The organism is Cellulomonas endometrii, from assembly GCF_949769265.1.
Classification (GTDB): domain Bacteria; phylum Actinomycetota; class Actinomycetes; order Actinomycetales; family Cellulomonadaceae; genus Cellulomonas; species Cellulomonas endometrii.
The window spans coordinates 1-24,465 of record NZ_CATKPC010000010.1; the positions used below are offsets into that span (position 1 = coordinate 1).

The 24,465-nt window shown below is 75.5% G+C and carries 18 protein-coding genes, 1 tRNA gene and 2 pseudogenes; 18 read left to right on the forward strand and 3 right to left on the reverse strand.

The features are described 5' to 3' along the window. Positions 1-312: pseudogene (locus QNH85_RS11810) on the forward strand (hypothetical protein); the annotation flags it as partial. A 292-nt stretch (positions 313-604) separates the two neighbouring features. Further along, on the forward strand, positions 605-1,804 hold the full coding sequence (locus QNH85_RS11815) for a glycosyltransferase family 2 protein (RefSeq protein ID WP_282946720.1): 1,200 nt from the start codon (positions 605-607) through the stop codon (positions 1,802-1,804). A 190-nt stretch (positions 1,805-1,994) separates the two neighbouring features. Here QNH85_RS11815 and QNH85_RS11820 read toward each other — a convergent pair whose 3' ends face one another. Continuing rightward, positions 1,995-3,617, reverse strand: coding sequence for an acyltransferase family protein (locus tag QNH85_RS11820; protein ID WP_282946722.1), 1,623 nt, complete (start codon positions 3,615-3,617; stop codon positions 1,995-1,997). 239 nt (positions 3,618-3,856) lie between these two features. Here QNH85_RS11820 and mfd point away from each other — a divergent pair, with 239 nt between their 5' ends. The 14 genes and pseudogenes from mfd (at position 3,857) to QNH85_RS11890 (ending at position 20,386) form a co-directional block, all read left to right on the forward strand. Beyond that, positions 3,857-7,516, forward strand: a complete 3,660-nt coding sequence (gene mfd / locus QNH85_RS11825; protein WP_282946723.1) for a transcription-repair coupling factor — start codon at positions 3,857-3,859, stop codon at positions 7,514-7,516. Positions 7,517-7,579: 63 nt separating this feature from the next. Beyond that, positions 7,580-8,137, forward strand: coding sequence for a hypothetical protein (locus tag QNH85_RS11830; protein ID WP_282946725.1), 558 nt, complete (start codon positions 7,580-7,582; stop codon positions 8,135-8,137). Positions 8,138-8,180: 43 nt separating this feature from the next. Then, entirely contained in the window at positions 8,181-8,846 is a 666-nt protein-coding gene (gene mazG / locus QNH85_RS11835) for a nucleoside triphosphate pyrophosphohydrolase (protein WP_282946727.1), read from the forward strand. 162 nt (positions 8,847-9,008) lie between these two features. Next, on the forward strand, positions 9,009-10,571 hold the full coding sequence (locus QNH85_RS11840; RefSeq protein ID WP_282946729.1) for a Re/Si-specific NAD(P)(+) transhydrogenase subunit alpha: 1,563 nt from the start codon (positions 9,009-9,011) through the stop codon (positions 10,569-10,571). A gap of 1 nt (position 10,572) precedes the next feature. Further along, a complete protein-coding gene (gene pntB / locus QNH85_RS11845) occupies positions 10,573-11,958 on the forward strand; it encodes a Re/Si-specific NAD(P)(+) transhydrogenase subunit beta (protein ID WP_282946731.1) in 1,386 nt (461 codons plus the stop codon). A 112-nt stretch (positions 11,959-12,070) separates the two neighbouring features. Further along, on the forward strand, positions 12,071-13,351 hold the full coding sequence (gene eno, locus QNH85_RS11850; RefSeq protein WP_282946733.1) for a phosphopyruvate hydratase: 1,281 nt from the start codon (positions 12,071-12,073) through the stop codon (positions 13,349-13,351). 684 nt (positions 13,352-14,035) lie between these two features. After that, positions 14,036-14,254: pseudogene (locus QNH85_RS11855) on the forward strand (FtsB family cell division protein); the annotation flags it as partial. Positions 14,255-14,524: 270 nt separating this feature from the next. Further along, positions 14,525-15,004, forward strand: coding sequence for a DUF501 domain-containing protein (locus QNH85_RS11860; protein ID WP_282946888.1), 480 nt, complete (start codon positions 14,525-14,527; stop codon positions 15,002-15,004). A gap of 52 nt (positions 15,005-15,056) precedes the next feature. Next, positions 15,057-16,028: a Ppx/GppA phosphatase family protein gene (locus tag QNH85_RS11865; protein WP_282946735.1), complete on the forward strand. Its 972-nt coding sequence runs from the start codon at positions 15,057-15,059 to the stop codon at positions 16,026-16,028. 287 nt (positions 16,029-16,315) lie between these two features. After that, positions 16,316-16,642 (forward strand): PadR family transcriptional regulator, encoded by a 327-nt coding sequence (locus tag QNH85_RS11870; RefSeq protein ID WP_282946736.1) that lies wholly within the window; start codon positions 16,316-16,318, stop codon positions 16,640-16,642. Next, on the forward strand, positions 16,639-17,817 hold the full coding sequence (locus QNH85_RS11875; RefSeq protein WP_282946738.1) for an HAAS signaling domain-containing protein: 1,179 nt from the start codon (positions 16,639-16,641) through the stop codon (positions 17,815-17,817). The genes QNH85_RS11870 and QNH85_RS11875 overlap by 4 nt, the downstream gene beginning before the upstream one ends. 80 nt (positions 17,818-17,897) lie before the next feature. Then, entirely contained in the window at positions 17,898-19,412 is a 1,515-nt protein-coding gene (locus QNH85_RS11880; protein WP_282946739.1) for an NAD(P)/FAD-dependent oxidoreductase, read from the forward strand. Between the two features lie 110 nt (positions 19,413-19,522). After that, positions 19,523-19,596 (forward strand) — tRNA-Leu (locus QNH85_RS11885). Positions 19,597-19,723: 127 nt separating this feature from the next. Next, entirely contained in the window at positions 19,724-20,386 is a 663-nt protein-coding gene (locus QNH85_RS11890; protein ID WP_282946740.1) for a GAF domain-containing protein, read from the forward strand. A 40-nt stretch (positions 20,387-20,426) separates the two neighbouring features. Here QNH85_RS11890 and QNH85_RS11895 read toward each other — a convergent pair whose 3' ends face one another. Both QNH85_RS11895 and QNH85_RS11900 read right to left on the reverse strand, forming a co-directional pair. Then, positions 20,427-21,167 carry an ANTAR domain-containing protein gene (locus QNH85_RS11895; protein ID WP_282946741.1) on the reverse strand — a complete coding sequence of 247 codons (741 nt, stop codon included), beginning with the start codon at positions 21,165-21,167 and terminating at the stop codon, positions 20,427-20,429. 62 nt (positions 21,168-21,229) lie between these two features. Further along, on the reverse strand, positions 21,230-21,955 hold the full coding sequence (locus QNH85_RS11900) for a GAF and ANTAR domain-containing protein (protein WP_282946742.1): 726 nt from the start codon (positions 21,953-21,955) through the stop codon (positions 21,230-21,232). Between the two features lie 127 nt (positions 21,956-22,082). Between QNH85_RS11900 and QNH85_RS11905 the strand changes: the two genes are divergently transcribed. Continuing rightward, on the forward strand, positions 22,083-22,769 hold the full coding sequence (locus QNH85_RS11905; RefSeq protein ID WP_282946743.1) for a GAF and ANTAR domain-containing protein: 687 nt from the start codon (positions 22,083-22,085) through the stop codon (positions 22,767-22,769). 144 nt (positions 22,770-22,913) lie between these two features. Beyond that, the gene (locus QNH85_RS11910; protein WP_282946744.1) at positions 22,914-24,449 is read left to right on the forward strand and encodes an MDR family MFS transporter; all 1,536 of its coding nucleotides are present in this window, start codon (positions 22,914-22,916) and stop codon (positions 24,447-24,449) included. The last annotated feature ends 16 nt before the right edge of the window (positions 24,450-24,465 follow it).

Sequence of the window (24,465 nt, forward strand, 5' to 3'; positions counted from 1 at the left end):
GGGCCCGTGGGGTCCGACGGGGCGGCCGGGTCCGACCGCTCGGCGGCGTCGGCGGACGCGGTCGGGCCGGCGGGGTCGCTCGGGACGGCCGGGTCCGTCCGGCCGGATGCCGCCCCCGCCACCCGCCGCACCTGGCCCGCGCCGACCGCCCCGCGCGCCCTCCCGGGCGGGGGCGACGGGGGGCGGGGCCCGGCCGCCGGCGACGTCGCCCGGCTGGCGTGGGCCACCGGCTTCGGGATCGGCTACGCGCGCGGTGGGCTGCCCGACCCCGCGCCCCTGCACCCGGCGGAGGTCGGTGCGGGCCGCGGCTGACCGCGCCCGTCGCGCGTCGGTGCGCCTGCGGCCGGCGGGCCCGTCGGCGGCCGGTGCCGCATGCGGCAGACCGGCCGTCGGAGGTCGGTGCGGGCTGCGGCTGACCGGCCCGTCGTACGCCGGCCCCGCCACCCTCACGGGTGAGCCGCCCCTCGTGGCGCGGCGGGTCACCCGGCTGCGTGCGGCACCCGGGTGACCCGGCTCGACCCCGGCATGACCGATTTGCGAGGGTATGCCCACCTTCCCCGCCCGGTCTCGCCCGGCGCCGGGGTCCACCGAGCCGGAGGTGAGCGTGGCCGACCCCGCCGCACGCGCGGACGTCTCGGTGGTCGTCGTCGCGTCCGGTGCCGAGCACGAGCTCGCGGCCTCGGTCCGCAGCCTGCTGGCGGCGCTCGACCACGCCGCCGGCCGCGGCCGTCGCGGCACCGTCCGGCTCCGGGGCGAGCGCCTGCACGGCGAGGTGCTGCTGGTGGCCCGGGACGTCGCGCGGCTGTCGGCCGCGTCGCTCCCGGCGGACCCGCGCGTGCGCGTCGTGGCGGCGCCCGGCGTCGGCGAGGGTCGCGCCCGGAACGTCGGGGTGGCCGCGGTCCGCGGCCGGTACCTGCTGTTCACGGACGCCGAGGTGCGGGTCCCCACGGACTGGGTCGTCGCGATGACCGCGCCGCTGCGCGCGGGGCACGCGGACCTGGTCGGCGGTGCCGTGCGGCTCGCGGACCGGCTCGACCGCTCCTGGCTGTCACCGGACCTGGCGGCCGCCTACCTCGACGTGGTGCCCGACCCGCCCGTGGCCGGCGGGCCGTTCAGCGGGGTCAGCATGGGCGCCAGCCGGGCCGTGCTCGAGTCCGTCGGCTTCGACGAGGACCTGGGCACCGGCGCGCGCCCGTACGGCGGTGACGTCGTGTTCCGCCGGGACGTCGTCGGGGCGGGGTTCCGTGAGCAGCCGGTCGCGGGCGTCCCGGTCGAGCGCCACCTCGGCCCCCGCGCGCTCTCCCGCCGGGAGCTGATCGCCCGCGCGAGGGCGCACGGCCGTGCCGCCGCCTACGTGGACCGGCACCTGCGTGACGTCCGACCCGCCCGGCCGTCGGTCCTGGTCCGGCTCGCCGGGCGGTGGCTGCGGCTCGCGGCGCTGGGGCACGGCCGCGGACGGGCCGGGGAGCGGCTGCGGGCGCACGCGGCCGTCGCCTACCACCGGGAGATGCTGCGCCTGGTCGGCACCCCCTACCGCCAGCGCCCGCAGTCGGCGGCCGGAGACGTCGCGGGCGGTGCGGGTGCGCCGCGCGCCGCCGTGCCGGTCGCGCTCGTTCCCCGCGACTCCGTGCCGCCCACCGCGCTGCCCGAGGACCTCGCGGCCGTGCCGGACGGGGCGCCGGTCCGCGCCGACGAGGACCACCGCGGGTCGGTCTACCAGTTCTGGTCCGCGGGCCGCTCGCGCGGCGGCGAGGCCCGCGCCGCGACCCCCACCGCCGACGCCCTCCACGGCACCGCCTCCTGACCCGCCCCGCCTGCCCCGCGCCCGCCCGCCCCGCTCCGGTCCGGCTCCGCCTGCCCCGCCCCGCTCCGGTCCGGCTCCGCCTGCCCGCCCGCTCCGTCGCCGAGAGGGCGGTAGACGTCCCCTCCAGGGCCGTCGAGGCGGCATCGTCTGCCCACTCGGCGCCGCGGCCGTGGTCCGGTGCCGTCTGCGGTCAGGCGCGGCCGGCCGGCGGGGCGGCGGGCGCCGGACGTCGGCGGCTCGCGGCGGTGCGCGGCCGGGGCGCCGGCGCGGGGACGGGTTGCCAGGAGGACGGGTGGGCCGGCGACGTGCCGACGTGCGCCCCGGAGCCGAGCACCGCGACCGCGGTGACCATCCCCATCGCGGCAGACGCGGCCATCGGTGCCCCGGCGGGAACGGCACCGGTGAGCTGGCGTCCGGGCGGCAGCGCCACCGTGCCCCCGGGCGCGGCAACCGCCCCGGGTGGAACGTCTGGGCCGACACGCCGACGGCGTGTCCGCTCGGACGTCCCATCGTCGACAGCCGGAGCGGCAGGAACAGCAGCAGCAGGGGCGGCGACGTCGGGGCGGGCGACGGCGGCGGGCGCCGCGGCCGTCCGGGGCGGCTCGGGCGGCGTCGGCACCGGCGGCGTCGGCACCCGCAGGGTCGGCACCGGGAACGACCACGCGACCGCCCGCGGCCGGCCGTGCCGGGGCCTGCCGGTGGCGGGCCGGTGCCGGATCGTCGCCACCGGCGGCGCGGTCTCGGGGAGCGCGGCGAGGATGCCGGCCCGCACGGGGATCTCGACGCCCCGCCAGAGCAGGAACGCCAGCCCGGCGCCCACGACCAGCACCACCGGGATCGTCACGGGTCCCCGCACGGGGGTCGCCACGAGCACCTTGATGACGAGCTCGTGCAGCAGGTAGAAGGAGAACGACAGCGCCCCGCCGAGCATCACGACCGGGTGCCGCGCCCACCGGTTCCCGCCGGAGATGTCGCCCCACGCGCACCGGGCGGCCAGCGGCGCGAACACGGCGGCGAGCACGGCGGTCAGCAGCGTCGGGTGCACCTCGAACCGGGCGGCGCCGAGGATGCCGACCGCGAGCGCGCCGAGCAGCACGGGGGCGGGCAGCCGGGGCCGCCACCCCTCCTGCACCGCCATCGCGGTCACCATGCCGAGCACGAACTCCGGCAGCCGGCTCGGCGGCAGGTGGAACAGGAGTGCGATGGTGCCGGGCCAGAGCAGGCCGATGACCGGCGGGACGGCCAGCGCGACGCCGGCCGCGACGGCGCGGGTGCCCGCGCGCATCCGGCGCAGGCCCCAGAGCAGCAGCGGGAACACCAGGTAGAACGCGATCTCGCACGACAGCGACCAGGCGACGCCGTTCACCGCGAACACGACCTCGCCGTCCGGCGACCACGCCTGGACGAGGAAGAGCCCGGCGAGGACGGTCGGCACGTCGAGGGCGGTCCCGGCGACGAGCACCGTCACGGCGACGCCGAGCACGAACGCGACGAGGTGGTTCGGGTAGATGCGCGCGAGCCGGCGCGCGTAGAACGTGCCGATCGTCGTGCCCGGCCGCGCCGTCCAGGTGAGCACGAAGCCTGACAGCACGAAGAACAGCCCGACCCCGGTGTAGCCGGCGCTGGACCCCCGGATGACCTGGAGGTTCCAGGAGTTCACGTGGTACAGCATCACGAGCACGGCGCCCGCGGCCCGCAGGCCGTTGAGGCTCCACAGGACCGGCAGCTGCGGGCCCGAGGGCACCGGCGGGAGCAGGGGCGCCGAGGGCGCGGACGCGGGCGACGACGCGGCGCGGTGCGCGGTGTCGGTCACGTCGCCCCCCGGGGGTGATCGGCAGCGGCCGGGCGGCCGCTCCTGGTCACGGCCGCGCCGCGGGGGAGTCCCCGGGGCGAACCATCTGCGCAAATTAGGACAAACGGTGCAGAACCTGTCAAGAAGGGCGCGGCCGTGCGGGTGAGTGTGTCGGTGGTCGCTCGTACAGTGGTGCTCCCACCCCGGATCCGACGGATCCGGGGTTGCCGTGCTGTGCGCCCCCGTGGCGGAAGGAACCCATGAACGTCGCCGGTCTGCTGCCCGTCCTCCTCGCCGACCCCGCCGTCGCCCGCGCCGCGTCCCTCGTCCGCTCCCGCGGGGAGGTCGACGTGGTCGGTCCCGCCGGGATCCGGCCGCCCCTGCTCGCCGCCCTCGCCGGCGCCCCGGGAGCAGCCCCGTCCGCCGCCGACGGCGCCCCCGGCGGGAAGCGCCCCGGCCGCCCGCTGGTCGTCGTGACCGCCACCGGCCGCGACGCGGACGAGCTCGCCGCCGCCCTGCGCTGCTACCTGCCCGACGACGACGTCGCGGTCCTGCCCGCCTGGGAGACGCTCCCGCACGAGCGGCTCTCGCCCCGCAGCGACACCGTGGCCCGGCGCCTCGCCGTGTTCCGCCGCCTCGCGCACCCCACCGCCGAGCACGGTCACGCCGGCCCGATCCGGGTGCTGGTCATGCCGGTGCGCGCGCTGCTGCAGCCGGTGGTCGAGGGGCTCGGCGAGCTCGAGCCGGTGTCGCTGAACGTGCGCGACTCCGCCGACCTCGAGGACGTCGCGCACCGCCTGGTCGCCGCCGCCTACAGCAGGGTCGACATGGTGGAGCGCCGCGGGGAGTTCGCCGTCCGCGGCGGCATCCTCGACGTCTTCCCGCCCACCGAGGACCACCCGCTGCGCATCGAGTTCTGGGGCGAGGACGTCGAGGAGATCCGCTGGTTCTCCGTCGCCGACCAGCGCAGCCTCGAGGTCGCGACCCACGGCCTGTGGGCGCCGCCCTGCCGGGAGATCCTGCTGACCGACGCCGTCCGGGAGCGCGCCGCGTCGCTGGTCGAGCGGCTGCCCGGCGCGGTGGAGATGCTGGACAAGCTCGCGGAGGGCATCGCCGTCGAGGGCATGGAGTCCCTCGCACCCGTGCTCGTCGACCGCATGGTCCCCGTGCTGGACCTGGTGCCGGACGACGCGCTGCTCGTGCTCGCCGACCCGGAGCGCGTGCGCCGCCGGGCGCACGACCTCATCGCGACGACGGAGGAGTTCCTGCAGGCCGCGTGGACGTCCGCCGCCGCGGGCGCCGCGACCCCGCTCGACTTGTCCGCCGCGTCGTTCGCCTCGTTCGCGGAGGTCCGGGCGCTCGCGGCCGTGCGCGGCCTCGGGTGGTGGACGCTCAGCCCGTTCACCCTCGACGCCGACGCGTCCTCCGAGGCGACGCCGGACGCCGACGACGTGCGCGCCGGCGAGGGCGTGGAGACCCTCGTGGTCGCCGCCCGGGACGTCGAGCGGTACCGCGGCGAGGTCGAGCGCGCCGTGTCCGACGTCCGGCGCCTGCAGCAGGACGGGTGGCGGCTGGTCCTGGCCACCGAGGGCCACGGCCCCGCCCAGCGGATGACGGAGCAGCTGCGCGCCGCCGAGGTGCCCGCCCGCCTGGTCGCCGCCATCGAGGACGACGTCGAGGGCGGCGTCGTGCTGGTGACCCCGGCCCAGGTCGGGCCGGGCTTCGTCGCGGAGAGCCTCAAGCTCGCCGTGTTCTCGGAGTCCGACCTGACCGGCCGGCCCGGCTCGTCGACCCGCGACATGCGCAAGATGCCGAGCCGGCGGCGCAACGTCGTCGACCCGCTGCAGCTGCGTCCCGGCGACTTCGTGGTGCACGAGCAGCACGGCGTCGGCCGGTTCGTCGAGCTGGTGTCCCGCACCATCGGCACGGGCGCCGCCGCCGCGACCCGCGAGTACATGGTGATCGAGTACGCGTCGTCCAAGCGGGGCCAGCCGGGCGACCGGCTGTTCGTGCCGACCGACCAGCTCGACCAGGTCACCAAGTACGTCGGCGGCGAGGCCCCCAGCCTGAACAAGATGGGCGGCTCCGACTGGGCCAAGACCAAGGGCCGCGCCCGCAAGGCGGTCAAGGAGATCGCCGGCGAGCTCATCCGTCTCTACAGCGCCCGGATGGCGACGTCCGGCCACGCGTTCGGCCCGGACACCCCGTGGCAGCGGGAGCTGGAGGACGCGTTCGCGTACGTCGAGACGCCCGACCAGCTCGCGACCATCGACGAGGTCAAGCGCGACATGGAGAAGCCGATCCCGATGGACCGGCTGGTCTGCGGCGACGTCGGCTACGGCAAGACGGAGATCGCCGTGCGCGCGGCGTTCAAGGCCGTGCAGGACGGCAAGCAGGTCGCGGTCCTGGTGCCGACGACGCTGCTCGTGCAGCAGCACCTCGACACGTTCTCCGAGCGGTACGCGGGCTTCCCGGTCGTGGTGAAGGCCCTGTCCCGGTTCAACACGAAGGCGGAGTCGGAGGCGGTGGTCGACGGGCTGAAGGACGGCAGCGTCGACGTCGTCATCGGCACGCACCGCCTCATCACGGGCGAGATCCGGTTCAAGGACCTCGGCCTGGTGATCATCGACGAGGAGCAGCGGTTCGGCGTCGAGCACAAGGAGACCCTGAAGGCCCTGCGGACCAACGTCGACGTGCTGGCGATGTCCGCGACCCCGATCCCGCGCACGCTCGAGATGGCGGTCACCGGCATCCGCGAGATGTCGACGCTGGCGACCCCGCCGGAGGAGCGGCACCCGGTGCTGACGTTCGTCGGCGCGTGGGAGGAGAAGCAGATCTCCGCCGCCATCCGCCGCGAGCTGCTGCGCGAGGGCCAGGTGTTCTACGTGCACAACAAGGTCGAGTCGATCGAGCGCACCGCGGCCCGGCTGAACGAGCTCGTGCCCGAGGCCCGGATCGCGGTGGCCCACGGCAAGATGAACGAGCACCAGCTGGAGCAGGTGATCGTCGACTTCTGGGAGAAGAGGTTCGACGTCCTGGTCTGCACCACGATCGTCGAGACCGGCCTCGACATCTCCAACGCGAACACGCTGATCCTGGAGCGCGCGGACCGGCTCGGCCTCTCGCAGCTGCACCAGCTGCGCGGGCGCGTGGGCCGCGGCCGGGAGCGGGCGTACGCGTACTTCCTGTACCCGCCGGAGAAGCCGCTGACCGAGACGGCGCACGACCGGCTCGCGACGATCGCCGCCAACACCGACCTCGGGGCGGGCATGGCCGTCGCGATGAAGGACCTGGAGATCCGCGGCGCGGGCAACATGCTCGGCGGCGAGCAGTCGGGGCACATCGAGGGCGTCGGGTTCGACCTGTACATCCGCATGGTCGGCGAGGCCGTCGCGTCCTACCGCGGCGACCAGCCCGAGGAGCTGCCGGACGTCACCGTCGAGCTCCCGGTCGACGCGCACATCCCGCACGACTACATCGCGCACGAGCGGCTGCGCCTGGAGGCGTACCGCAAGCTCGCGGCGGCGGCCGACGAGGCGACGCTGGCGGAGATCTCGGCGGAGCTGGTCGACCGGTACGGCGCGATCCCCGAGGCGGTGACGAACCTGTTCGCGGTCGCCCGGTTCCGGCTGCACGCCCGCGCGGCCGGGCTCACCGACATCACGGCGCAGGGCAAGTTCGTGCGGTTCGCGCCGGTCGAGCTGCCCGAGTCCGCGCAGCTGCGGCTCAAGCGGCTCTACCCGGGCAGCGTGCTCAAGCCGGCGCTGCGCACCGTGCTCGTGCCGTTCCCCACGACCGCGCGGATCGGCGGCAAGCCGCTGCACGGCGAGGCGGTCCTCGCGTGGGCGCGCGAGCTCATCGACGCGGTGGTGCTCGGCGACGTGTCGGCGGCGGCCGGGGTGGGCACGGCCGCACGGTGAGCACCCCTACGATGTCGAGGTCGGGCGAGGGTGCGGACCAGGAGAAGGCCAGGTGAGCGTGCGGTGACGCGGAAGACGGACCGACGGGTGCTGACGACGATCGGCGCCGTGGCGCTGGCGGGGACGCTGGCGGCGTGCGGCGGCGGGCAGCCCGGCGCCGCCGCGGTCGTGGGGGACCGGGTGGTCCGTGCCTCGGACGTGGACACCGCGACCCGCGAGCTCGCGGACGTCCTGCAGGGCGTCACCCAGTCCGCGATCGTCGGCGTGCTGGTCCAGGAGCCGGTCATCGCGCGGCACGCCGAGGACGCCGGCGTCGGGGTGTCGACCGAGCAGGCCGAGGACGCCCTCGACGCCCAGGTGGTCGCCGCCGGCGGGCAGGCCGGCCGCGAGTTCTCGGACGCGTCGGTCACCGTGATGCGGTACGTGATGGAGATCCAGGGCCTCCAGGACTCCGACGACGCCGAGCAGGCGCTGACCGACCTCCAGGCGGACCTCGGCGCGCTCGACTTCACGGTCAGCCCCCGGTACGGCACCGCGGGGGAGAACGGGACGATCGGCACGACGACGTACGCGTGGCTCGTCCCCGCGACCGACGACGACGCCGCCGTCCCCGCCCCGTGACCCGGAGCGCCGTGCCGCGGCCCCCGGTGACCCGGCCCGCCGCGTGACGGACGCCCGGACGGCCGGCGAGGGCGGGCCCGACCCCGACGCGCTGCGCCGCCTCGTCGCCGTCATGGACCGCCTCCGCTCGCCCGGCGGCTGCCCGTGGGACGCGGAGCAGACGCACGCGTCCCTCGTCCCGTACGTGCTGGAGGAGGCGTACGAGGTCGCGGACGCCGTCGAGCGCGGCGACCGCGATCACCTGCGCGAGGAGCTCGGCGACCTGCTGCTGCAGGTGGTGTTCCACGCGCGGATCGCCCAGGAGGACCCGGAGTCGCCGTTCGGCATCGACGACGTCGCGGACGGGCTCGTGGAGAAGCTGGTCCGCCGGCACCCCCACGTCTTCGGGGACGCGGAGGTGGCGGACGCGGACGGCGTGAACCGGCAGTGGGACCGGATCAAGCGCGAGGAGAAGCAGCGCGAGTCGGTGCTCGACGGCGTGCCGCTGGCGATGGGGGCGCTCGCCCGGGCGCAGAAGGTCGCATCCCGGGCGGCGCGCGCGGGGCTGGAGCCCCGGGCGCCGGAGCCGACCGGCGGTGTGGGCGACCGGCTGCTGGCGCTGGTGCTCGACGCCCAGCGCGCAGGCCTGGACGCCGAGGGCGAGCTGCGTCGCGCCACCGCGGCGTGGGAGGACCGGCTGCGGGCGGGGGAGCGCGCCGCGGGCTCCTGACCTGCACCGCCGACCCCGGGGCGTGCTCGCGCAGCCGTCCCGGGCCGGAGGTCCCGCACGCGGACCGCCGGACCCGGGCAGGATGGTCGCGGTCGCGCCCCCGCACGGCCCGTCGTGCGCGTACCTGCGGGCCAGGCGCGCGCACCGAGAGGAGGAGGGTCGATGAGGATCGGCGTCCCGAAGGAGAGCCGGCCGGGCGAGCGCCTGGTCGCGGCGACACCGGCGACGGTCGCGCAGCTCGCGAAGCTGGGCTACGAGGTCGTCGTGGAGCGCGGCGCCGGAGCGGCGGCGAGCTTCCCGGACGCGGCCTACACCGACGCCGGCGCGGCCCTCGCGGACGCCGCCGAGGTCTGGGCGAGCGACGTCGTCACGGCGGTGAACGCGCCGTCCGGCGGCGAGGTCGCCGCGCTGACGCCCGGCGCCACCGTGATCTCGATGCTCGCGCCCGCCGCGCACCCCGAGCTCGTCGAGGCGCTGGCCGCCCGGGAGGTGTCCGCGCTCGCGCTCGACGCCGTCCCGCGCATCTCGCGCGCGCAGGCCCTCGACGTGCTGAGCACGATGTCCAACGTCGCCGGCTACCGCGCGGTCATCGAGGCCGCCGAGGAGTTCGGCGGCATGTTCACCGGTCAGGTCACGGCCGCCGGCAAGACCCCGCCCGCCACGGTGTTCGTCATCGGCGCGGGCGTCGCGGGTCTCGCGGCGATCGGCGCGGCCGGGAGCCTCGGCGCCCAGGTCCGCGCGTACGACGTCCGCCCGGAGGTCGGCGAGCAGATCGAGTCGATGGGCGCGTCGTTCGTGCAGGCGCAGGCCGCCCAGCAGGAGGTCAGCGCCGACGGCTACGCCAGCGCGCTCACCGCCGAGCAGGAGCGGCTCACCGCCCAGATGTACGCCGCGGAGACCGCCAAGGCCGACATCGTCATCACCACCGCGCTGGTCCGCGGCACCGCGCCCCGCACCATCAGCGCCGAGATGGTCGCGGCGATGCGCCCGGGCAGCGTGATCGTCGACCTGGCCGCGTCGGGCGGCGGGAACTGCGAGCTGACCGTGCCGGGCGAGAAGGTGGTCACCCCGAACGGCGTGACGATCCTCGGCTACACCGACCTGACCAGCCGCATGGCGCGGCACACGTCGCAGCTGTTCGGCACCAACGTGGTGAACCTGCTCAAGCTATTGACGCCGGGCAAGGACGGCGCGCTCGTCCTCGACCTCGACGACGTCGTGCAGCGCGGCATGACCGTCACGCGCGCCGGCGAGGTGCTGTGGCCGCCGCCGCCCGTGCAGGTCTCGGCCGCACCCGCCGCGGACGCCACGCCGGCCGTCGCGCCGGTCGATCCCGCCGAGCAGGCGCGGCGCGCCCGCGAGGACGCCCGGCGCCGGGGGCGTCGGCAGCTGGTCGGGCTCGCGCTCGGCGCCGTGCTGCTGGCCCTGGCCATCACGTTCTCCCCGGCCGCGTTCCTCGGGCACTTCACGGTCTTCGTGCTCGCGGTGTTCGTCGGCTACTACGTGATCTCGAACGTCAGCCACTCGCTGCACACGCCGCTGATGGCCCAGACCAACGCGATCTCGGGGATCATCCTGGTCGGCGCGCTGCTCCAGATCGGCAGCGACGACTGGGTGGTCTCCGCCCTGGCGTTCGCGGCGGCCGCGGTCGCCTCCATCAACATCTTCGGTGGCTTCCTCGTGGCCTACCGCATGATCGGGATGTTCCGGAAGGAGGAGGCCTGAGATGCTCACCTCCGCAGTGCAGGGCGTCTACCTCGTCGCCGCCGTCCTGTTCGTCCTGAGCCTCGCGGGGCTGTCCAAGCAGGAGACCGCGCGCCGCGGGAACGCCCTCGGCATGGTCGGCATGGGCCTGGCCCTGGCCGCGACGGTGGTGCTCAGCCTCGACCGGTCCGAGCGGGACCCGCTCGTCACCCTGCTCCTCATCGCGCTCGTGCTGGTCATCGGCGTCGGTGTCGGCACGTGGCGGGCGCGCAGCGTCGAGATGACGCAGATGCCCGAGATGATCGCGATGCTGCACTCGTTCGTCGGCATCGCGGCCGTCCTGGTCGGCTTCAACTCCTACCTGACCGAGACGCACGCGGACGCGGTGCACCTGGTCGAGGTCTACCTGGGCGTGCTCATCGGCGCCGTGACGTTCACGGGCTCGATCGTGGCCTACCTCAAGCTGTCCGCGCGGATGCGGTCGGCGCCGCTGACGCTGCCGGGGCGCAACTGGCTGAACCTCGGCGCCCTCGCGGTGTCGGGCGGCCTGCTCGCCTGGTTCCTCGCGAGCCCGTCGCTCGTGCCCCTGGTCCTCATGACCGTCGTCGCGCTCGCGCTGGGCTGGCACCTGGTCGCGGCGATCGGCGGCGGCGACATGCCCGTCGTCGTGTCGATGCTCAACTCGTACTCCGGGTGGGCCGCGGCGGCTGCGGGCTTCATGCTGAGCAACAACCTGCTGATCGTCACCGGCGCCCTCGTCGGCTCCTCCGGTGCGATCCTGTCCTACATCATGTGCCGGGCCATGAACCGGTCGTTCGTCAGCGTGATCCTCGGCGGGTTCGGCGCGGAGGGCGGCACCGTGAGCACGGCGGCCGCCGACCTCGGCGAGCACCGCGAGGTGCAGGCCGCGGAGGTCGCGGAGATGCTGAAGAACGCCGGCAGCGTGGTCATCACCCCCGGGTACGGCATGGCGGTCGCCAAGGCGCAGTACCCGGTCGCGGACCTCGTGCAGCGGCTGCGCGCCGCCGGCGTGGACGTGAAGTTCGGCGTGCACCCCGTCGCGGGCCGGCTGCCCGGGCACATGAACGTGCTGCTCGCCGAGGCGAAGGTGCCGTACGACATCGTCCTGGAGATGGACGAGATCAACGACGACCTGGCCGGCACCGACGTCGTGCTGGTGATCGGCGCGAACGACACCGTGAACCCCGCCGCGCTGGAGGACCCGGGCTCGCCGATCGCGGGCATGCCGGTCCTCGAGGTGTGGCACGCCAAGCAGGTGGTCGTGTTCAAGCGCTCGATGGCCACCGGCTACGCCGGCGTGCAGAACCCCCTGTTCTTCCGCGAGAACACGGCGATGCTGTTCGGCGACGCGAAGGACCAGGTCGAGCGCATCGTGCAGGCCCTCTGACCCGCGTCCACGCGCGGTTCACCGTCCGCTCGCCAAAGGTCCCACCGACGTCGGCGACGGACGGCACTAGGCTGAGGTCGCATACCCCACCCGTACTGTCGAAGGAGCACGCATGGCCAGCATCGAGGCCGTCGGCGCCCGCGAGATCCTTGATTCGCGCGGCAACCCCACTGTCGAGGTCGAGGTCGCTCTCGACGACGGCACGATCGCCCGGGCCGGCGTGCCCTCGGGTGCCTCGACCGGCGCCTTCGAGGCCGTCGAGCGCCGTGACGGCGACAAGAGCCGCTACCTGGGCAAGGGCGTGGAGGACGCGGTCAACGCCGTCATCGACGAGATCGCCCCCGAGCTCATCGGCTTCGAGGCCACCGAGCAGCGCCTGGTCGACCAGGCCCTGATCGAGCTCGACGGCACCCCGAACAAGGGCAAGCTCGGCGCGAACGCCATCCTCGGCGTCTCGCTCGCCGTGGCGAAGGCCGCGGCCGACTCGGCCGACCTGCCGCTGTTCCGCTACGTCGGCGGCCCGAACGCCCACGTCCTGCCGGTCCCGATGATGAACATCCTCAACGGTGGCTCGCACGCGGACTCGAACGTGGACATCCAGGAGTTCATGGTCGCCCCCATCGGCGCCCCGACCTTCCGCGAGGCCCTGCGCACCGGCGCCGAGGTCTACCACTCCCTGAAGTCCGTGCTGAAGAGCAAGGGCCTGTCGACCGGCCTCGGCGACGAGGGCGGCTTCGCGCCGAACCTCGAGTCGAACCGCGCCGCGCTGGACCTGATCCTCGTCGCGATCGAGAAGGCCGGCTTCGTGCCCGGCAAGGACGTCGGTCTCGCGCTCGACGTCGCCGCGACCGAGTTCTTCAAGGACGGCGCCTACCAGTTCGAGGGCGCCGCGAAGACCCCGGCCGAGATGCTGGCGTTCTACCAGCAGCTCGTCGCGGACTACCCGCTGGTCTCCATCGAGGACCCGCTGTCCGAGGACGAGTGGGGCTCCTGGTCCGAGCTCGTCTCCACGGTCGGCGACAAGGTGCAGATCGTCGGCGACGACCTGTTCGTCACCAACCCGGAGCGCCTGGCCAAGGGCATCGAGCTCAAGGCCGCGAACTCCCTGCTGGTCAAGCTGAACCAGATCGGCACGCTGACCGAGACGCTGGACGCCGTGACGCTCGCGCAGCGCAACGGCTTCACCACGATGACCTCGCACCGCTCCGGCGAGACCGAGGACGTCACGATCGCCGACCTGTCCGTCGCGACCAACGCCGGCCAGATCAAGACCGGTGCGCCGGCCCGTGGCGAGCGGATCAACAAGTACAACCAGCTGCTCCGCATCGAGGAGGAGCTGGACGACGCCGGCCGTTACGCCGGCGCGAGCGCCTTCCCGCGCTGGAAGGCCTGAGCCCAGGCTCGACCGGAGGCCGGTGACCCCGCGGGGTCGCCGGCCTCCGGCGCGTCCGGGGTCGGGGCGGTGCGGCCCGCCGGCTCGGGCCCCTCACCGGGCGCTCCTCACCGGGCGCTCCTGACCGGCGCTCGGGACCGGAACGGGCATGTGCGGATCGTGTGTCCGCGCCGGACACGGCCGGGCGTCCTGCCGGGCGGGACGCCTCCCGCGGGGCACAATCGAGCCATGCCCGCTGCCCGCCGCCCCGCCGCGCCCCGCTCCGGCGCCGCGCCCGAGGACGACGGCCGACGCGCACCCGCGAGCCCGCGCACACCCGCGCCGCCCGGCGTGCGGGGCCCCGCGGGGGTGCGCGCGCCCGCACCGCGGACCCCGGCCCCGCGCAGCGCCCCGCCACCCCGGCCCCGCGCAGCGCCCCGCCACCCCGGCGACGCGCACCCCGGCGGCCCGCAGCACCCCGGCCCGCAGCAGACCGTCCCCCGGCCCGCGTCCCCGCGCCCGGCCGCCTCGCGCGCCCGCTCCACGCCGTCGTCCGCGCCCCGCCCGGCCTCCCGCCCCAGCAGCTCCCGGCCCGGCGGCGGTCCGGGTGGCGGTCCCGGCGGGCGCGGCCCCGACCGCCGCACCGGCCGCGCGGAGACCGTGCAGCAGCGCGTCCCGCGGCTGTTCACCGTCCGCGCGCTCGTGATGCTGCTGGTGCTGTCCATCGCCTTCGTCCTGGTGTTCCCGACGCTGCGCCAGTACCTCGACCAGCAGGTCGAGCTCGAGCAGCTGCGCGCTGAGGTCGCCCGGGCGGAGCAGGACAACGAGGATTTGCAGGCCGAGCTCGACCGCTGGTCCGACCCCGCGTACGTGGAGGCGCAGGCCCGCGAGCGGCTGGCGTTCGTGATGCCGGGGGAGCGGGCGCTCCGCGTCGCCGACCCGGAGGTCGTCCCGGAGGCCCCGGTCGCCGAGGAGACGCTCCCGGGGCCGGCCGCCGTCGACACCGAGGACCCGACGCGACCCTGGTACGCCCAGGTGTGGGACTCCGTGCAGGTCGCGGGCGTCGCCGGCACCGGGGTGGCGGCGGGGTCCGAGGACCCGGCGACGTCGGGGGACAATGGGCCGGTGCCGGCCGACGGCACCGACGGCTCCGGCACCGCCGACGTCCCGCGCGCGCGGCGCGACGCCCCCGAGGTGACCGACGCCGACCGGGAGGTCCTGCGCGAGCAGCTCGGGCGGCCGGCGCGGGGCGTGGTGGGGGTCGCGGCGCGGTGCGTGTGCGGCCGGCCGCTCGTGGTCCGCACGGCGCCGCGGCTGGACGACGGGACGCCGTTCCCGACGACGTACTACCTCACGTGCCCGCCGGCCGTCGGTGCGGTGAGCACGCTGGAGGCGGGCGGCCTGATGAAGGAGCTCACCGCGCGCGTGCAGGCCGAGCCGGAGCTCGCGACGGCCTACCAGCGGGCGCACGAGGCCTACCTCGCGGACCGCGCCGAGCTCGGCGACGTGCCGGAGATCGCCGGCATCTCGGCCGGCGGGATGCCGACCCGTGTGAAGTGCCTGCACGTCGTGGTCGGGCACGCGCTGGCCGCCGGGCCGGGCGTGAACCCGGTCGGCGACGAGGTGCTGCTCCGGCTGCGCGAGGTGTGGCGCCCGGACCGCTGCACCTGCTGACGCGGGCCCGGCTCGGCGCGCGGCGCGTGGCCGGGATGGGAGGATGGTCCGCGTGACGCGTGTGGCTGCCATCGACTGCGGGACCAACTCGATCCGGCTCCTGGTGGCCGACGTCGACGTGACCGCCGGGACCCTGACGGACCTCGACCGCCGGATGGAGGTCGTCCGGCTCGGGCAGGGCGTCGACCGCACCGGCCGGATCGCCCCCGAGGCGATGGCCCGGACCCTGGACGCCGCCCGCCGCTACGCGCAGGTCTGCGAGGAGCGCGGCGTCGAGGCCGTGCGGTTCGTCGCCACCAGCGCGTCGCGGGACGCCGAGAACCGCGACGAGTTCGTGGCCGGGGTCCGCGAGGCGCTGGGCGTCGAGCCCGAGGTCGTCGGCGGGGTCGAGGAGGCCGCGCTGTCCTTCCGCGGCGCCACGGGCGTGCTGGGCGGCCGGCACCCGGGGCCGTTCCTCGTGGTCGACCTGGGCGGCGGCTCGACCGAGGTCGTCCTGGGCGAGCAGACGCCGGAGGCCGCGTACTCGATGGACGTCGGGTGCGTGCGGATCACCGAGCGGCACCTGCAGTCCGACCCGCCGACCGCCGCGGAGATCGCGGCAGCCGAGGCCGACGTCCGGGCAGCGCTCGACGTCGCGGCGCAGCACGTCCCGTTCGGGCGCACCGCCACCCTGGTCGGCCTCGCGGGCTCGGTGACCACCGTGACCGCGCACGCCCTGCGGCTGCCCGCTTACGACTCCGCGGCGATCGACGGCTCGGTGCTGACCGTCGAGGAGGTCGTGGCGGCGTGCGACGACCTGCTCGCGCGGGACCGGGCGTCCCGCGCGGCGCTCGGGTTCATGCACCCCGGCCGGGTCGACGTCATCGGCGCCGGCGCCCTGGTGTGGCGGGCCGTCGTGCAGCGCGTCCGCGCCGAGGTCGAGGCCGCGGGCGGCGCGCTGACCGACGTGGTGACCTCGGAGCACGACATCCTCGACGGCATCGCCTGGAGCGTCGCCGAGCGCGTCGCGGCTCACACCGCCTGACCCACGGCCTGACCCACGCGCCGGGCCGCGCACCGACCCGCCGGGCCCTGACCGCGACGTCCTGCGCTTGCCCGTCGCGGCGGCGCGGCGCGCCCGCGCCACTTCCGTGAACACGCGGTATCGAGTTTCGCCCGGTACCGCGCATTCTGTACTACCGTGTGTGCTGCGGGAGCCGAGGAGGGTCGGCTCCCGCGCCAGGCAGCCGGTGGCGCGACGGAAGCAGGGGGCCCGTCGCGCCACCGGACCAGGAGCGGCCGCGGTGCGGCCGTCGGCGACGCGGAGGCCCGATGGACACGACCCAGCTGCTCAAGGGGGTGCTCGACGTCGCCGTGCTCGCCGTCGTCGCCGAGGAGGACGGCTACGGCTACGACGTGGTCCGCCGCCTCCGTGCCGCCGGCCTCACCGAGGTCGGGGACGCCTCCGTCTACGGGACGCTCCGCCGCCTGTACTCCCAGGGCGCGCTGACGTCCTACGTGGTGCCCAGCGACGAGGGCCCGCACCGCAAGTACTACGGGATCAACGCGCAGGGCCGGGCCATGCTCGCCGCCCAGCGCACGGACTGGCGCGCGTTCGCGGGGACGATGGCGCGCCTGCTCGAGGGGGAGGCAGCGTGAACGGGACCGCACCGACGCAGGACGAGGCGGTGCGCGTGGCCGTCGGCCGGTACGCCGCCGACGTCCGCCGGCACCTCGCCGACCTCCCCCCGGACCAGGTCGACGACCTGACGGACGGCCTGGAGGCGGACCTCACCGACGCGCTGTCGGACGGGCCGGCCGGGGCCGTCGAGGGGTCGGCCGTCGACCTGACGTCGCGGTTCGGCGACCCGCACGGCTACGCGCAGGAGCTCCGCGCGGCGGCCGGGCTGCCGGACGAGGGCACGACGGGCGCCCGGCCGTGGCCGGACCGGTGGAGCCGCGCGGGCGGCAGCGTCGCCGCCGGGTGGCGACGGACCGCGGCGGTCGTGCGCCGGCAGCCGTGGGCGGCCCCGGTCGCCGGTGCGGCCCGCGACCTGCGCCCGTTCTGGTGGGCGGCGCGCGGGTGGATCGCCTACCAGGCGCTCATGTGGGTCGCCTCGGAGTCGAGCGTTCTCCTCATGCGCGTGCGTCCGGAACGGGACGGCGTCCCCGGCCGCGCGCTGCACTGGACGCTGCTGCTCCTCCTCGTCGCCGTGTCGGTGCAGTGGGGCCGCGGCCGGTGGGGTGCGGCGCAGCTCCCGTGGCTGTCGCGCGCAGCGACGGCCGGTGCCCTGGTGCTGCTGGTCCCGGTGGCGGTCTTCACGTACGAGTCCCGCTTCTACGCCCCGGCCGCGAGCGACGTGCGGTACGTGGAGATCCCCGGCGCGACGATCCAGCCTGACGACGGGGTGTGGGTCGACGGCATGCAGGTGAGCAACCTGTTCGTCTACGACGCCGACGGGAACCCGCTGTCGGAGGTCCAGGTCTACGACGACCGCGGTCGACCGGTGCGCGCGACCGCCGACGAGGGCTACGGGTCCTGGTCGTTGCCGGGCGTCGACGAGCCGTGGACGTTCGTGCCGTCGCAGGACGAGGACGGCCGCAGGCGGTGGAACGTGTACCCGCTGCAGGGTGCGCCGACGTCGTCGTTCTCGTTCGCGGGCGATGGCTCGGCCCCGCGGCTGGACGAGGCGCCGCGGACGCCGCCGCGCCCGTTCGCGAAGGCGCCCGCGCTGGTTCTCTCGGCGGCGGACGGAACGGGTGCGAGCCCCGACGAAGGTCCCGGATCGGGAGGGGGCGAGACGCCGGGGACCGGGCCGACCGCCGCTCCCTGACCGCGGATCTGGGACCTTGTGCCCAGAATCACGTGCGCTCAGGTCGCTTTCAACAAGTCATGGGACGTACCGTTGGACCCATGTCTGAGACGACCGTCACGACCCCCGCGCCGCAGTCCGGGACCAAGTCCCGCAAGGTGCCGCGCATCGTCATCCTCGGCGGCGGGTCCGTGGGGCTGTACGCCGCCCGCCGGCTGCGCCGTCGCCTGGGCAACCGCGAGGCCGCCATCGTCGTGGTGGACCCGCGCCCCTACATGACCTACGCGCCGTTCCTCCCCGAGGCGGCCGCCGGCTCGATCGACGCCCGCTACGTCGTCGCGCCGCACCACCGCGCGCTCAAGGGCGTCGACTCGCTGCAGGGCAAGGTCTCCGAGATCCGGCACGCGGACCGCAGGGTCCAGATCACGCCCGAGGAGGGCGAGCCGTACTGGATCACGTACGACCACCTGATCGTCGGTCTCGGCTCGGTCGCCCGCACGCTGCCCATCCCGGGTCTCGCGGAGCAGGCCATCGGCTTCAAGAACGTCGAGGAGGCCATCGCCGTCCGCAACCACGTCCTGGGCCGGATCGACCGCGCGTCGTCCACCTGGGACCCGGAGCTGCGCCGCCGGATGCTGACCTTCACGTTCGTCGGCGGCGGCTTCGCCGGTGTCGAGGCGATCGCCGAGGTCGAGGACATGGCCCGCGACGCGGTCAAGCAGTACCCGTCGCTGAGCGCGGACGACCTGCGGTTCGTGCTGGTCGAGGGCTCGCGCCGCATCCTCCCGGAGGTCTCCGAGGAGCTCGGCGGGTACACGCTCGAGCAGCTGCGCAAGCGGAAGATCGAGGTCTTCCTGTCGACGTTCCTCAACTCGTGCGTCGACGGCCACGTCGTGCTGTCCGACAAGACCGAGTTCGACTCCGAGACGATCGTCTGGACCGCAGGCGTCAAGGCCAACCCGGTGCTGCAGAACTCCGACCTGCCGCTGGACAAGATGGGCCGCGTCATCACGCTGCCGACGCTCCAGGTGGCGGACGCCGAGGGCAACGTCGTGCCTGACGCCTACGCCGCCGGTGACTGCGCCGCGGTGCCGGACCTGTACAACCCGGGCTCGTTCTGCCCGCCGAACGCCCAGCACGCGATCCGCGAGGGCGCGCACCTGGCGGACAACCTGGCGCGGGTGCTCCGCAGCGCCGAGCCGACGCCGTACAAGCACAAGAACATCGGCGCCGTCGCGTCGCTCGGCATGTACAAGGGCGTCGCGCAGTTCCTCGGCAAGATCAAGGTCCGCGGCGTCTTCGCGTGGGTCCTGCACCGGTCGTACCACGTCATGGCGATGCCGACCCTGAACCGCAAGGTCGCGATCATGGCGGGCTGGACCTCCAGCCTGCTGTGGCGCCGGGAGACCGTCGCGCTCGGTTCGATCCACGACCCGCGCGCGGAGTTCCGCGCCGCGTCCGTGCCGCCGAAGCCGCGCGTCGAGGCGCCCGCCGCGGCCCCGGCCACGGCGGAGGACCACTCTCCGGTGCCGAGCTCCGAGGTCAAGCCCAGCGGTGCCGGCACCGCCGACGACACCTCCGCCGCCGACAGCGCGTCGGCGAAGACCAAGGCCTGACGCCGCAGGCACCCGGCCGCACCACGACGCCCGTCCACCTCGCGGAGGTGGGCGGGCGTCGTCGCGTCCCGGCACCGGCGCGCCCCCGCGCGGGTGGCAGGATGAGCGCGGCCCCCGTAGCCCAACCGGCAGAGGCAGCCGGCTTAAACCCGGCCCAGTGCGGGTTCGAACCCCGCCGGGGGCACCCGCACGGCGGTCCCGCCGGCGCCGCCCGGCCCGGCCGCGGGCGGGACCGACGGCCGTTGCCACCCGCGACCCCGCGTGCGACGGTGGGGGTGGCGGCCTCGTGCCGCCCAGAGGGAGCGGCACGCATGACGACCACGACGTACCTCCAGCGTCATGCCGACGGCGCCGCCGCCGGGATGGGGGCGGGCGCGCACGCGAGCATCACGTTCCGCCACCTCGGCGCGACGGTCCGGGCCGCGAGCAGCAGCGCCCGCGTCGCCCGGTGCGACGACGAGGACGCCGCCGGGCTCGACGGCCCGAGCGCGCTCGCGATGCGGGGGATGCGCACGGTCGTGCTGCCCGACCTGCTGGCGGAGGCGCGCTGGCCGTCGTGGCGGGGCCGGCTGCGCGCGGAGCACTTCGCGTCGTTCGTGGTGGTGCCGGTGTCGCTCGGGGACCGCGCCGAGATCGCCGTCGCGTTCTACGCGGTGGGCCTGCGGGACTGGCAGGGTGAGGACCTGGCGACCGCCGGCGTGCTCGCCGAGGCCATCGCCGCGGACGTGCGGGGACACCTGGCCCTGGCCGACCTCGACGCGCGGACCTGGGCGCCGCGGTTCGGCGCGCACGCCCGGGAGCTGCACGCCGTCGGGGTGCTGATGGAGGCTCGGGGGCTCGGCGCGGGCGCGGCGGAGGAGCTGCTGCGGGCGGTGGCGGCCCGCACCGGCGCCGACGTGGCACAGGTCGGCGCGTGGGTGACCGCGGGCGCGACCGGCGCCCGGGGCCGGCGCGGCCCGGCCGCCTGCGCCTGACGTCGGTCGGTCGGTCGCGGCCGACCCCGGTCAGTCCCGGTCAGTCACCCGTCAGCCAGGCGGGCCGGTCGCCGCGCTCCGCCGCGTCGAGGACCTCCTGCGCGACCGCGGTGATCGCGCCGGACGTCGCGTACGCCCGGCGCTCCAGGATCACGAACGCGTCGCCCGCGTCGACGCCGCGCAGGTAGCGCACGACGCCCTTGGCCTGCTCCACGAGGGCGCGCTGCTCCGCGGTCGTGCGGACCGCTCGCGCGACCGCCTCCATGTCGATCCGGTCGCCGGCGTGCACCGTGGTGATGGCGGCGAGGTCGGCGAACGCGCGGGCGGCGGTACGTTCGTCCGCGGTCAGGGGGTGCGCGGAGTCGAGGAAGATGTTCAGGGCACCGAACGGCCGGCCCCGCCAGCGCATCGGCAGGGCGTGCACGGCGTGGCGGTCCGACCGCAGCACGGAGGGGCCGAACCGGGGCCACCGGGCGACGAGCGCCGCGTCACCCACGACGGACAGGTCGTCGTCCTCCAGCATGGAGTCCTTGCAGGCGCCCTCGTCGATCTGCGCCTGGTAGAGCTCGAGCGAGCCGGCGGTGTGCGACGACGCCGCGAGGAGGTCGAACCGGTCGACGGTCGGCTCCGCGAAGTCCTCGGCGACGAGCACGCCGACGTCCGCCTGCAGCGTGTCGGCGCACGCGCGGACGAGGTTGTTGAGCACGCTGACCGCGTCCTGCTCCGCGGCGAGCGTGGCCAGGGTGGCGGTGAGCGCCGCCATGGCGGTGGGACGGCTCATGGTGCCCTCCGGTGGGTGCGCGTCGGGGGGGGGGGTGGTGCGGCGGGTCGTGCGGTGGGCCGTCATGGCTCCTCCTCGGGCTGGAAGTGCAGCTCGCGGTCGAGGACCTGGTTGGCCACCACGGGCAGGGTGAGGTCGAGGGCGAAGGCGTGCGCGCGCAGCAGCGCGAGCGCGTCGTCGGCGGGGACGGCGAGCTGCGCCATCACCATGCCGACCGCCTGGTGGATCGCGGACCGCTCGTCCCAGGAGGCGCCGGGCGGCGGGGTGCCGGGAGCGGTGCCGTCGAGCACCGCGACCGCGATGACGTCCGCGACGAACGCGAGGTCGTCCAGGGTGCCGGTCAGCGCGCCGGGGCGGGACCGGTAGAGGGTGAGCACGCCGAGCACGCCGGGGCCGGCGTGCAGCGGGACGGCGGTGAGCGAGACGGCGGGGGTCTGGCGGGTGACCATCTCGGCGAACTCGGGCCACGGGCTCCCGCGGTCGGTCAGGGACGTCGTGAGCGCGGCGTCGTCGCGCGCGACGTCGGCGGACGGCCCGCGGCCCACCACGTCGTGGATCTGCTCGATGCGGGCGGCCACGTCGTCCGTGGCGCAGAGCACCGAGCGGGTGGCGAAGTTGCGCGCCTCCGCGGTGAGCGCCAGGGACGCGCCGTCGGCGTCGGTGACCACGCGGGCGGCCTCGCACAGGCGCGCCACCAGCGAGCCGCCGCCCCGGATCCCGGCGGCCGTCGAGGTGAGGGTGGCGAGCAGCGTGGGGCGATCCACCATCGTCTCCACCTCGCTGCTCACGTCCCGGTCCTGCCCCGACCTTATCCGCCCGGGCTCGCGGGGGCGCGGGTACGCGCGAGGTCTTGCGGCACCTCGGAGCCGGTGCGAACCTGAGGCTCCACGGCCGCGCAGGGGCAGGAGGACGGACGTGACGGGCCTCGACGGGACGCAGGCGGACGAGGGGCTCGAGTCCCTCGCGGAGCACCTGGGCCTGTTCGTGGAGCGGGCGGGACACCACCTCGGGTTCGACCTGGCGTGCAGCATCATGGTGGTCGACGCCGGCGAGGTGCGGCAGGCCGCGAGCAGCGACCCGCGGGCCGCGCACTGCGACGAGGTCGAGGCGGCGGAGCACGTGGGTCCGTGCGTCGACGCGATGGAGTCCCTGCAAGCCGTGCTCGTGCCGGACCTCCGGGCGGAGACGCGCTGGCCGTCGTGGCGGAGCACCGCGCTCGCGACGGGCTTCCGGTCGGCCGCCGCGTTCCCCGCGCACCTCGCGTGGCCCGCGCGCGCCGCGCTGAACGTGTACAGCGAGCGGCTGGACCCCTGGGACCGCGACACGGTGGTCCGCTGCGACGTGTACGCGCAGATGATCGGCGCTGTGGTGGACCTGTGCCTGCGCACGGAGGAGCTCGACCGGCGCCGCGCCGCGCTCGAGACGGCCCTGGAGGCGCAGGCCGCGATCGACCGCGCGGTCGGGGCGGTCATGGCGACGTCGGGCTGCGACGCCGCCGAGGCGCTGCGCATCCTGCAGACCGCGACGCGCCAGGGGGAGTCGGACCTGCCGGAGGTCGCCCGCGCGGTGCTGCAGCGGCTGGCGGACGCGCACCCCCGCTGACGGCCGCCGGGCGTCCGGCACCGAGCGGCGCCGCGTCCGGGAATGAACCAGGTCGCCGCCGTGGTTGGCCCGGAGCGCGCCTCCCCCACGGGCACCGCCCGAGCGCGCACGCCGGCCGACCGACCCCGTGAGGGAGACCCCTGCATGACTGCGCACGACGACACCGCGCTGCGCGAGCGCGAGCACGACCCCCGCCGCGACCCCGCGTCGAGCTCCCCGACGGCTGAGAGCGCCGTGAGCGCCCCGGCCGTGGACCGGCTCGACCCGCGCGACCGCACGGTCATCGGCCTGCTGCTGGTCGCCGGCTTCGTGGTCATCCTCAACGAGACCGCGATGGGCGTCGCCCTGCCGGTGCTGATGGCCGAGCTCGGCGTCTCCGCCGCGACCGGGCAGTGGCTGACCACGGGCTTCATGCTGACGATGGCCGTGGTCATCCCGGCGACCGGCTGGGTGATGGACCGGTTCCGGACCCGGCAGATCTTCGTCGCCGCGATGTCGCTGTTCACCGCGGGCACGACCATCGCGGCCCTCGCCCCGGGCTTCGGCGTGCTGCTCGTCGGCCGCGTCGTGCAGGCGAGCGGCACCGCGGTGATGATCCCGCTGCTCATGACGACCGTGCTCACGCTCGTGCCGCCGGCCATCCGCGGTCGCACGATGGGCACCATCTCGATCGTCATCTCGGTGGCGCCCGCGGTCGGTCCGACGATCTCCGGCCTGGTGCTGTCGCAGCTCAGCTGGCGGTGGATCTTCCTGGTGATGCTCCCGTTCGCCCTCGTGGCCCTGGGCCTCGGCGTCTGGAAGGTCCGGGACGTCACGACGCCGCGCGACGCCCGGCTCGACGTGCTGTCGCTCGCGATGTCCGCCGTCGGCTTCGGCGCGCTGATCTACGGGCTGTCCAGCATCGGCGAGTCGGCGGGCGGCCACACCCCGGTCGCGCCGTGGATCCCGATCGTCGTCGGGCTGCTCGCGCTCGCCGCGTTCACGCAGCGGCAGCTCCGGCTGCAGCGGACCACCGGTGCTCTGCTGGACCTGCGGGTGTTCGCGGACCGGTCGTACACGGTGTCCACCGTGGTGCTGGTCATCAGCTTCATGGCGATGTTCGGCGCGCTGATCGTGCTGCCGATCTTCCTGCAGGACGTGCTGGGGCGCGGGACCCTGCAGACGGGGCTGCTCCTGCTGCCCGGCGGCGTGGTCATGGGCGCGCTGTCCCCGCTGGTCGGGCGGCTGTTCGACCGCTTCGGGCCGCGGCCGCTGGTGACGCCGGGCGCCGTCGCGCTCAGCGCCGCGCTGTGGCTGCTGTCGACGTTCGGCCCGGGCACGCCGGCGGGCCTGGTGGTCGCCGTGCACACGCTGCTCAGCGTGGGCCTGGCGTTCATGATCACGCCGCTGTTCACCTCGGCGCTCGGGTCGCTGCGCAAGGAGCTGTACGGGCACGGCAGCGCGATCATCAACACCGTGCAGCAGCTCGCGGGCGCCGCCGGCACCGCCCTCTTCATCACGGTGCTGTCCACCACGATCGCCGCCCGCCTCGGCGAGGGCGCCGACCCGGTCGCCGCGACGGCCGACGGCGTGCAGGGCGCGTTCATGTGGGGCGGCGTCGTGTCGCTCGTCGCCGTCGCCGCGTCCCTGCTGGTCCGCCGGCCCGCGACGGTGCCCGGCGAGCGCGTCGCGATGCACTGACCCGACCCGGACCGCT